Raw genomic sequence first — 10,043 nt, forward strand, 5'->3', positions numbered from 1 at the left:
TGGCAGCGAATTGAAACAACTAACCCCGATCAGCAGGCCCAAAAAGTAGCTTAATTTACGCCAGAAGCTGTCCAACAAATGGGGAGTAGCTCAAAACAGCGATGCGCTCATTCTGTATTTCCACGGTGGGGGCTATGCGCTTGGATGTGTTGAAACCTATGACAACCAATCCCGCTGGATGGCTGAAAAGACCGGTCAACGGGTCGTCAGTGTTAACTACCGCAGAGTGCCAGAGCACGTATTTCCAGCACCTGTAGAGGATGCATTAGCGGCGTTTGACATGATCGTATCCTCCGGTTTGGCAACGCCCGAACGCATTGTTCTTTCCGGTGACAGTGCGGGGGGCTGTCTATGTCTGGTAACTGCGCTCTATGCGGCCAATAAGCAGGAAGTGCCGGCGCGTGTTGTCTCTCTTTACCCAGCCACCGATATGACTGTTCCAAATCGAGAAGCCCCATTGAGCGGTTCAATGAAAGAGTTTGCCAAGGGGCTGTATCTCGATGCGTCTGAAATGCTTTGGTATTGCGAAAACTACCTGCCGGACGAGAGCACGCGCTCGGACTGGCGCGCTTCGGTCATCAACGCGCCGGATCTGGGCGGGCTACCACCGACATGGATCATTAGCGCCCGTGTTGATGTATTGTATGATCAGCAATGCGTCTTTGTCTCCAGACTCGAGGCGGCTGGCGTGGACACGGTGCATCAAGTCCATTCCGGCGTTGTCCATAACTTTATGGAACATGTCCGTTTTTCGCCCTCTGCCCGAAAGGCGGCGAAAGATATTGTGCAGGCTTTGACGCTTTAACCCGGAGAAGGCAGTTCACACAGGGCATGTGATCTGATGGGAAGTTATAGTTTTCCCTACCGGATCAGCCCGCTAGAAGGCGGCATTTTGTGCCGAGATGATATGTTGTCTTAGAAGCTCTGCGGCGTCGTTCATGTTGCCCGCGGCAACTGCATCCAACACTTTAATGTGTTCTTCACACGCTTTACGAATGCGCTTACGGTCTTGGTAGTGGCGATATTCTTCAAGCCGACCAGACGGATCGTGATACTCCAGCGCATTGACGAAATACCGGTTGCCGCTGAAGGTCGTCAGATTATGGTGAAGCTCTTCGTTCGCTTCAAACACCTCGGCAACGTCGAAATCCGATTCAAGGCTTTCAATCAGCCGCGTTTGTCTGATCCGCATTGCCGCGATCTTTGCAAGGTCAGCCGTATAATCAGGTTCGAGCAAGGCCGCGGGTTCAAGGACGAGCCTGAAGCGATACATGTCTCTTGTATCGGCCTCGCGCGACTTTTGAAGCGGAACAAACACCCAACCATAGCCGGGATTTTGCCGCATGAAGCCTTCTCGGGAGAGACGTAGCAAGGCTTCTTGAAGGGTTTGTCGTTCAACTGAGAAACGACGCATCAACTGGGCCTCACTGACTCGATCAACCAGCATCCCTTCAAAATATGCGTCCACGATCTGATTATAGATCCTGCGCGTGGGCTGTTCCGGTTGATCAATCTCAATGGTTGGCAGATTGGTACTATCCTGAGCCAGAAAGTAACCCCGTTGCGGAATATGTTTAACCGCTCCGATCTTGCAAAGGTGCTTGAGCGCGGCTCGCAAAGGTGTCCGCGATACGGAGAATCTTTGTGCAAGCGTGGACTCCCGCAAAGCATCTCCCACTTTCAGCGATTCCTCGCGGGCAAATTCCAGAATCTTTGAAGCAAGCTCCATCTGGAGCTGCGAAATCTTCTTATCATGCTGAATTTTAACGCTCATGACACCGAGATAGCGGGGTAGTCAGCATCTCTCAAGTGTTTTCCCTGACAAAATACAATTTACTCTGGACATACAGTATCGTACTTTGTTATACAAAATACACTATCAAGGGAAAGACCCATGCCAGACTCCAAATACATTGATGAAAAACGTTACGGGCTTGGCTACTATGATATCGGGTCAACGCCGTTTTATGCGCTGCAAAGCGATACCCGGCTCAGTTACTGCCTGTACGTGCCGACAGACTATGACACCAAAGGCGAAATAACTTACCCGTTGATCGTTTTGTGCCATGGAACCGAACGCTGGCCTGCAAACTATCGCGATAACTTTGCTGCGTTCGCGCAGCAACATTCGGCAATCGTTTTGGCACCCCTTTTCCCGTGCAATCTGTTCTATGTCGGCGATACAGAGAACTACAAACTATTGAAGATGGGCGATATCAGGTTTGATCTCGCCCTGCTTTCAATGGTGGATGAGGTGGCGAGCCGTTACCGTTTGGAATCGCACAAATTTCTATTGCATGGGTTTTCCGGTGGCGGGCATTTTAGCCATCGTTTCCTGTACACTCATCCTGAGCGTCTCTTGGGTGTTTCCATTGGGGCCCCCGGTGTTGTGACCCTTTGCGACCCAACGCTTGAATATCCACTGGGGTTAAAGGGAATGGATGATTTTCTCGGCGACAAGATCAAACCGGATTGCATCGCTGATGTGCCGGTACAATGTGTGATCGGTGCTGCGGATACTGAAACGTGGGAAATAACGGTCGAGAAAGGAGATCCGTTGTTCTGGACACCGGGTATTAACGAAACGGGACGCACCCGTATTGATCGTTTGCGCAGCCTTGCGGGGTCACTTGAAGGCGCTGGTTGCAAGGTGCGGTTCGATCTCGTCGAAGGTGTCGATCATGACGAGGACGGGGTGGCCCCCGCGGTTCAAGAATTCTTTGCCAACGTTCTGGGAAATCGGGTGGCCCCATGAACGACACGGCAGCATTTCCCTATATCGAAATCGAGGGCGATCCTGAAACCATCGGCAAGAGCTATGGCCGCAAGGCGATGGAGCGAATTTTCAAAAGCCTGGAGATCTATCGACCGGTGTTTGAAACGTTAGGGTTATCTTGGGATGCTGCGCTCTCTCGTGCGGCAACGTTCATAACCCAATTGGAATCCTTCGATCTCGATCAGGCCACAGAACTGCGCGGCATTGCAAAGGGTGCAGGGATCAAACCCGAGGAGGTGATGATCATCAATGCCCGTACCGATATCATATATGGTTCTCCCCTCCCGCAAACGACACTTGACGATGGCTGCACTGGCGCGATTGTCATGCCTGAGATCACCGCGAACGGGCATCTGATTCACGGTCAGAATTGGGATTGGCGCGACGATTGCAAAGACTCTGTGGTCATTATGCAGCGTCATCCGGCGACGGGTCCCGCAACGCTTAACCTTGTCGAGGCGGGAACTTTGGCGCGGTGCGGATTGAATGAATACGGTATCGCGCTAACTGCCAATTACTTGCAATGCGATCATGACACCAATCGCGAGCCCACCGCTGTCGGTGTGCCCTCTCCTTTTGTGCGTCGCCGGCTGCTTTCTGCACGGCACATTGCAACTGCCGCAGAAGCCATGATGAATGCGCCGCGCAGTTTTTCCAACAACATCATGCTTTCGGACGCCGTCGGGGTCGGGATCAATCTGGAGACAACGCCGAGAGAGTACTATTGGATCAAGCCAAAAAATGGTCTGCTTGTGCATGCCAACCACTTCACCTCTGTCGCCGGTCGTGCGCGGGTGTTCGATACCGGACTCGGCATCGCCGCCGATAGCCTCTACCGAGAAGACCGCGTGCGAGATGCCCTTTTTCGGGCACGAGGCCAGATCACGGTTCAAACCGTGCTTCATGCACTAGCCGACGATTTTGCAAAGCCGATTTCGGTTAATCGCCCACCTTCAAACGGACCCGGCGGAGATGGTTGCTCAACCGTGGCCAGTATCGTGATGGATGTCACTGAGGGCACCATGACAGTGGTTGCCACTCCTTATGTGCAGTCACAGTCCGTAACCTACAAACTTACAAAAAAAGACAATGGGTCACAATAGCCACGACAAACCAACAGAGGGACACACTCTATGTTTCACCTAAGATTGTTGATAGCACTGCTTATCGGTCTTGCCGCTGCACCGATAAACGCCGATCCTCCCCGCATGGGTGGCACGGCAAAGGTTGTACTTGGTTCGGATATCCTGGGCACCCAACCGGGGGTCGCGCGCGATGCCGGTACGGATACAGTCCTGCACCACATTTTCGAGTCACTTGTTGCCTATGACGATAATCTCGATGTTCAACCGCTGCTGGCCGAACGCTGGGATATCTCCGACGATGGCAAGGCCTATACGTTCACGCTGCGTGATGGCGTTACCTTTCACAATGGTGCCCCCGTCACCAGCGCCGAGGTCAGGTGGAGTTGGGACCGGTGGCTTGACCCGAATACCGGCTGGGAATGCACCTATTGGTATGATGGCACGGAAGGGCTGAAGATCGAATCCATCGATACGCCTGACCCGTCAACCGTTGTTTTCCATCTTAATAAATCCAGTGGTCTTTTCTTGGCCCAGATGGCGAATTTTCAATGTCTGACGGCCATCGTACATCCAGACAGCGTAGATGCAGACGGGCAGTGGGTCAAACCAATCGGCACCGGACCGTTTCAACTGGGGGAATGGAATAAAGGCTTGTCGATCACGCTGGAGAAATATCCGGATTATGTTCCTGCCGCAGGTGAGAAATCAGGCTTTGCAGGTGCACGGATTGCCTACCTAGATGGTGTCGAATTCGTAATCGTTCCCGAAGTCGCAACGGCTATCGCAGGCTTGCGCAGCGGTGATGTGCATGTCGTAACCGATCTTAACCCGACCAATGAAGCAGAATTGAAAGCATCCTCGAACGTCGAAGTCATGAATGGTCCGGGTCTGGAGTGGATGACGCTGCTACTCAACATACATGACCCGGTGATGCAGGACAAAAACATGCGCCTTGCGATCGCGCATGCAATTGACTTTGAAGGGCTGGCGCGGGCCGTGACACATGGCAAACTGGGGTATAATCCAACGTCGTATTCAAGCCGGAGTATCTACTACGGTGACGTTCAGGCAACGGGCTACACCCGCGACCTCGACAAGGTGACCAGCTATCTCGTAGCCGCGAACTATGACGGCGACCCCCTAAAAATCCAGACCAGCCGTCGCTATGACGTGTTTTACCAGAACGCGGTGATTATCCAGTCAATGCTGCGCGAAGCCGGAATTCCATCGGAACTTGAGGTATTGGAATGGCCTGCCCATCTGGACAACTACTTCAATGGCAAGTTCCAGCTCTCTTCCTTTGGCTATTCCGCCCGCACCGACCCAGTTATGAACTACTGGTCCGTAGTTGGTCCGTTTGAGGAAAGCCCAGCCTATCAGTGGCACGACAAGGAAGTGTACGGCATGCTGGGCGATGCGGCGATCAAAGTTGATCAGGCCAAGCGGCAGCAGTTGTTCGATGCCATCCACACAAAGATGATCGAGGAGGCGCCAACCTTGAATCTCTATGAGTCGATCAACTCGGCAGGGGTGAACACCGCGCTGAAGGGTTATGAAACCTGGCCGGCGGCCAAACCCCGACTGTGGGGTGTGTGGCTCGAAAAGTAAGGTCTGATACATTTGTAGCGCCTGGCTGGTGGGCGATAGTCCCGCCAGCCAGCCGAAATTCTGACAACCGGGGAACTCAGATGCTGAAGTATGCTTTTATCAGGGTGTTGGCTGCGATACCCACACTGTTCCTGGTGACCATACTTGTATTCTTCTTTATTCGTCTTGTGCCAGGCGATCCGGCTGCGATGCTGGTAGGAGACATTCAGAATATCGGGCGGCTGGAAGAGGTGCGGAGTTCGCTTGGTCTCGACCGCACGATTCCCGAGCAGTTTGTCATCTGGATTGGAAGGGTCGTTCAGGGTGACCTTGGCGTTTCGATGATAAACAAGGCACCTGTTCTTGAAACGATTCTTCAACGTTTCGCCGTGACCGCGCAGGTGGTTTTTATTTCTGTCTTGCTGACCACGCTCATCGCGGTCCCCGCCGGCATGATCGCGGCATGGAAACAGAACAAGCCTGCGGACAACGTCATCGTGATTACTTCCATAGGCGTGATGTCCATTCCGTCGTTTTGGATAGGGCTGACGCTGATATTGATCTTCGGAATCAAGCTGGGATGGCTGCCATCTATTGGATATGTATCGCTGTTCGAAGATTTCTCAGCCGGTGCGGTCTACCTCATCATGCCGGTCATTGCCTTGGTCATGGGAGAGCTAGGTGGTGTTTTGCGTATGACGCGTGCATCAACGATCGAGGTGATGCGTCGGGATTACATTACCCATGCGCGCGCAAAGGGTCTTTCCGAAGGGGCCGTTCTGGCCCGTCATGCCTTTCCCAACGCTTTCGCTCCCACTTTGACAGTTATCGGCATGGTGATCGGGGCTCTTCTCGGTGGGGCCGCCGTTATCGAAACGGTTTTTACACTTCCGGGCCTCGGACGTCTGACCATCGAAGCGATATCTTCGCGTGACTATTCAATGGTGCAGGGCATTCTGCTCGTGGTTGCGGTGATCTATGTATTGATAAACCTGATAACCGACCTTCTCTATCCACTCTTTGATCCCAGGATGAATTTTTGAAGTATCTGGTCGCTCTCCGTTTTAACGCTTTGATCGGCATCAGTCTGGTTTCCATCGTCGCAATTGCCGCTTTGGCTGGCTATGTGGTGCCATCGGCCGATCCTCTACATATCGACTATTCCGCCTTTCTGTCCCCGCCCTCGCCAGCACACCCTTTTGGGACGGATAATTTTGGTCGTGATGTGCTTTCGCGGGTGCTCGTTGGCGCGTGGTCAAGCTTGATTTCGGCGTTTGGTACTGTTGTCGTTGCTGTCATTCTCGGTGGCACTCTGGGCGCGGTTGCTGGCTTCTTTGGCGGGTGGGTCGATCGTTTGATCGGGATTCTGACAGATACACTCATGGCCTTTCCCGGGCTGCTTATGGCACTCGCCTTGATCAGTATTCTTGGTGCCGGCATCGTGCCGATGATCATTACGCTCGGTGTTTCGTTTTCAACCATCTTTATCCGGGTCGTCAGATCGTTGGTTCTATCGTTGCGCGAACAGGAATTTGTGCAGGCCAGCAGCGCCATGGGCAACGGCGAAATGTACACTATCCTCCGCCACATCCTCCCCAATTGTATCTCCTCTCTTTTGGTCTTGGCCACGTCCACGCTGGCCTTCGCCATTCTAGCAGAAAGCGCGCTTAGCTTTCTTGGTTTGGGTGTGCAGGCTCCCAATCCGAGTTGGGGCGGAATGCTTGCCGAGGGGCGTGGATTGATGGGGCATGCACCCTGGCTTGTTCTGTTTCCCGGTTTTGCGATTTTTCTGACCCTGCTTGGCATCAATCTGGTAGGCGACGCCTTGAGGGATTGGCTCGACCCGTGGATGGAGAGTGAAACTTGACCGAACCACTGTGCACCATTTCCAATCTGACAATTGCATTTGGCACAATGGGAGAGCCGGTTGTGGACGCGGCAAGCCTGCGCATTGCCCCGGGTGAGTTTCACGCCATCGTCGGAGAATCCGGATCCGGTAAAACCATGCTGGCCCGATCTATCCTAGGGCTGTTGCCGTCTGGCGGACGTATCGTTGCCGGGCAGGTGGATTTTGACGGGCGGAATATCACACAGTTGTCGCCGGAGAGTATGCGCAAGATACGTGGCAAAGAAATCGGAATGATCTTTCAGGATCCGATGGGCTCTCTCAATCCCGCGCTGCGCATCGGCACCCAGATGTCGGAAGCCTTGCGTCTCCATAGTGGTCTTGATCGTTGCATGGCGCGTGATCAGGCGGAAAGATTGCTCGACCAGGTCGGCATTCGTCATCCTCGCCGGGCGCTGGACCAATTTCCGCACGAGTTTTCAGGTGGCATGAGACAAAGGATCATGATCGCGTCCACCCTGTTGCCGGGTCCAAAACTGCTGATTGCGGATGAACCAACAACCGCGCTTGACACGATTGCCCAGGCCAATGTCATGGAGATACTCACGAAGGTTACGGTAGAGTCAGGTGTCGCAGTGCTTTTCATCAGCCACGATCTTGGGCTGGTTGCACATCGTGCCGATACCGTGACCGTTATGGACAAGGCGCGGGTGATTGAACAGGGAAGTTATGAAGAGGTTCTGTTGAACCCGAGAACCGAAAAAACAAAGGCGCTCCTGGCGGCGGTTCCTCAGGGCACGGCCAAACCCGAGGATAGTCGCCCCCGGGAAACACTGCTTGAAGTACGTTCTGCACAGATTGAATTTCGTGGCCGACGCAAACTTCCGTGGTTACGACCGGCGATAACTCGTGCAGTGGATAATGTCAGCTTTGACTTGCGCAAGGGCGAAACGCTCGCAGTGATTGGTGCCTCCGGTTCGGGGAAAACGACACTTGGCCGCGCAATCCTCGGACTGGTGCCGCTAAGTGCAGGCGAAGTCCGTCTTTCTGGTGACAAGGTAAGCGGCCTTGGCCGAAAAGAGTTTCGTACAAAGACGCAAGGTATTCAAATCGTGTTTCAGGATCCGATTGGTGCGCTTGATCCTCGAATGCGCGTTCTAGACCTCGTGGCGGAAAGTCTTCGCCATCATCAGAACCTATCGCGTCAGAACAAGCGCGACAGATCGTGCGAAACGCTGGAGGAATGCGGCCTCGGAAAAGGCCTCCACCAGCGTTTTCCGCATCAACTCTCCGGTGGCCAACGACAACGTGTAGCCATTGCCCGGGCGTTGGTTTCCCGCCCCGACATCATCGTACTAGATGAGCCGGTTTCGGCGCTTGATGTAACCGTTCAGGAGCAAATCCTGCAATTGCTTGACCGGCTGAAAGCGCAGCACGGGCTGTCTTATATCTTCATCAGTCATGATATCGGTGTCGTTGAAGATATTGCCGATCGGGTTATAATTATGATTGACGGCAAGATTGTTGAACGAGGCAGTGCCCACGCAGTGTTTAACAGTCCCAAGCACGAATTCACCCGTCAGCTACTTTCCGTTTTGCCAGAACTGCGCGAAGTTGATGGCCGATTTCAACTTGTCTATCGTGACCATACCAATCCCGCGCAAGCCAAGCACAGCACCGTCAATCGGTAGTTGCTATCCGTTCGATAGCGCGACGCGGCCGGACACGAGCGCGTGCCCCGCCCTTCAGGACTGCTCGATTATAACAAGGGCCCGTGTACCCTTTTCCTTTGCTTCATAGAGGTGGTCTTGGTCACCTGAAAAGGTGACGTAGTCCCCTGGCATAAGGAGCACTGGGTTTTCAACCGGCCCAATACATGCTTTGCCGCTCAACAAAATACAATGTTCGATAATGTTGGGACCGTGTGCCTGTGATACTTTTGGTTGACCTGGTTCAAACTCGGCACGGTAAATGTCGCGCGTCGAGCCGATTGGGCAGTTGGACAACAGTGACACCTTAAAATTCGCCAATGCTGCCTCAGCAACAAACTGGGAACGGGATCGTCAAGTTGTCGCCGAGCCAGCTGACTGATTGTAGCAAGTGCCGATGATCAGTCAAACCTCCCAACCCCGCTTAAAAGGCTACCGCTTCCCACGGTCCATCGTTTCCTAGGCTGTTTGGGCATACTATCGCTTTGCGCTCAGCTTGCGGAACGTTGAGGACCTCCTTGCCGAGCGCGGTGTCACTGTAAGCTATGAAACCATCCGGGCATGGGTCAGAAAATTCGGGGCGCAGATAGCGAAGCGCGTCCGAGCGGCACGCAGGCAGCCCACCGACAAATGGCATTTGGACGAAGTGGCGATCACGATCCAGGGCCGGTTTAAATCCGCCCGCCAAGCGCAGAGGTTTCTGGCTATCCATGATGAAATCGCGAACTTGTTCCGCCCTCGTCGCCATACAATGACTGCAACAACTTTCCGCCAGAAACGAGCTGACGCATTTTGTGAATGGGCTGGGTGCGCCAGTGAGCTCGCGGCATGAACTGGAAAAAACCGCCATTTTTTTAACATACGGCAACAACTTGACGATCCCGTTGGAGTTGTTGCGAATTAAGACCCCGGACAAACGCTTGCGCAAAAGAATTGTCTAAAGGTTGTAGCTTGTCGACAGGTGCTGGCAATGTGTCACTCATATTTTCTGCGGCCGATGGTGGCACGCAGTCTTTGCACTTCTGGTGTTGTGAATGCGA

General features: G+C 53.5%; 8 protein-coding genes and 1 pseudogene. 8 read left to right on the plus strand and 1 reads right to left on the minus strand.

The window, feature by feature from the left end:
• Positions 1 to 67 precede the first annotated feature (67 nt).
• The gene (locus OS190_RS20265; protein ID WP_267160526.1) at positions 68 to 805 is read left to right on the plus strand and encodes an alpha/beta hydrolase; all 738 of its coding nucleotides are present in this window, start codon (positions 68 to 70) and stop codon (positions 803 to 805) included.
• Positions 806 to 877: 72 nt separating this feature from the next.
• Here the strand turns inward: OS190_RS20265 and OS190_RS20270 are convergent, their stop codons facing one another.
• Entirely contained in the window at positions 878 to 1,774 is an 897-nt protein-coding gene (locus tag OS190_RS20270) for a GntR family transcriptional regulator (RefSeq protein ID WP_267160519.1), read from the minus strand.
• A 120-nt stretch (positions 1,775 to 1,894) separates the two neighbouring features.
• Here OS190_RS20270 and OS190_RS20275 point away from each other — a divergent pair, with 120 nt between their 5' ends.
• The 7 genes and pseudogenes from OS190_RS20275 (at position 1,895) to OS190_RS20305 (ending at position 9,835) form a co-directional block, all read left to right on the plus strand.
• Positions 1,895 to 2,755 carry an alpha/beta hydrolase gene (locus OS190_RS20275; RefSeq protein WP_267160520.1) on the plus strand — a complete coding sequence of 287 codons (861 nt, stop codon included), beginning with the start codon at positions 1,895 to 1,897 and terminating at the stop codon, positions 2,753 to 2,755.
• Entirely contained in the window at positions 2,752 to 3,879 is a 1,128-nt protein-coding gene (locus OS190_RS20280; protein WP_267160521.1) for a C45 family autoproteolytic acyltransferase/hydrolase, read from the plus strand. The genes OS190_RS20275 and OS190_RS20280 overlap by 4 nt, the downstream gene beginning before the upstream one ends.
• Positions 3,880 to 3,909: 30 nt before the next feature.
• Positions 3,910 to 5,469: an ABC transporter substrate-binding protein gene (locus tag OS190_RS20285; RefSeq protein ID WP_267160522.1), complete on the plus strand. Its 1,560-nt coding sequence runs from the start codon at positions 3,910 to 3,912 to the stop codon at positions 5,467 to 5,469.
• Between the two features lie 80 nt (positions 5,470 to 5,549).
• Positions 5,550 to 6,491, plus strand: coding sequence for an ABC transporter permease (locus OS190_RS20290; protein WP_267160523.1), 942 nt, complete (start codon positions 5,550 to 5,552; stop codon positions 6,489 to 6,491).
• The gene (locus OS190_RS20295; protein ID WP_267160524.1) at positions 6,488 to 7,315 is read left to right on the plus strand and encodes an ABC transporter permease; all 828 of its coding nucleotides are present in this window, start codon (positions 6,488 to 6,490) and stop codon (positions 7,313 to 7,315) included. Before OS190_RS20290 ends, OS190_RS20295 begins: the two co-directional genes overlap by 4 nt.
• Entirely contained in the window at positions 7,312 to 8,985 is a 1,674-nt protein-coding gene (locus OS190_RS20300; protein WP_267160525.1) for a dipeptide ABC transporter ATP-binding protein, read from the plus strand. Before OS190_RS20295 ends, OS190_RS20300 begins: the two co-directional genes overlap by 4 nt.
• A 415-nt stretch (positions 8,986 to 9,400) precedes the next feature.
• Positions 9,401 to 9,835, plus strand: a pseudogene (locus tag OS190_RS20305) (transposase family protein).
• Positions 9,836 to 10,043: the final 208 nt, after the last annotated feature.

The organism is Sulfitobacter sp. F26204 (assembly GCF_026410305.1).
Classification (GTDB): Bacteria; Pseudomonadota; Alphaproteobacteria; order Rhodobacterales; family Rhodobacteraceae; genus Sulfitobacter.

What these genes read in the sequence shown, in the direction of transcription:
- OS190_RS20270 (WP_267160519.1), bottom strand. Translation starts at nt 1,774, where the DNA reads ATGAGCGTTAAAATTCAGCATGATAAGAAGATTTCGCAGCTCCAGATG.
- OS190_RS20275 (WP_267160520.1), top strand. Translation starts at nt 1,895, where the DNA reads ATGCCAGACTCCAAATACATTGATGAAAAACGTTACGGGCTTGGCTAC.
- OS190_RS20280 (WP_267160521.1), top strand. Translation starts at nt 2,752, where the DNA reads ATGAACGACACGGCAGCATTTCCCTATATCGAAATCGAGGGCGATCCT.
- OS190_RS20285 (WP_267160522.1), top strand. Translation starts at nt 3,910, where the DNA reads ATGTTTCACCTAAGATTGTTGATAGCACTGCTTATCGGTCTTGCCGCT.
- OS190_RS20290 (WP_267160523.1), top strand. Translation starts at nt 5,550, where the DNA reads ATGCTGAAGTATGCTTTTATCAGGGTGTTGGCTGCGATACCCACACTG.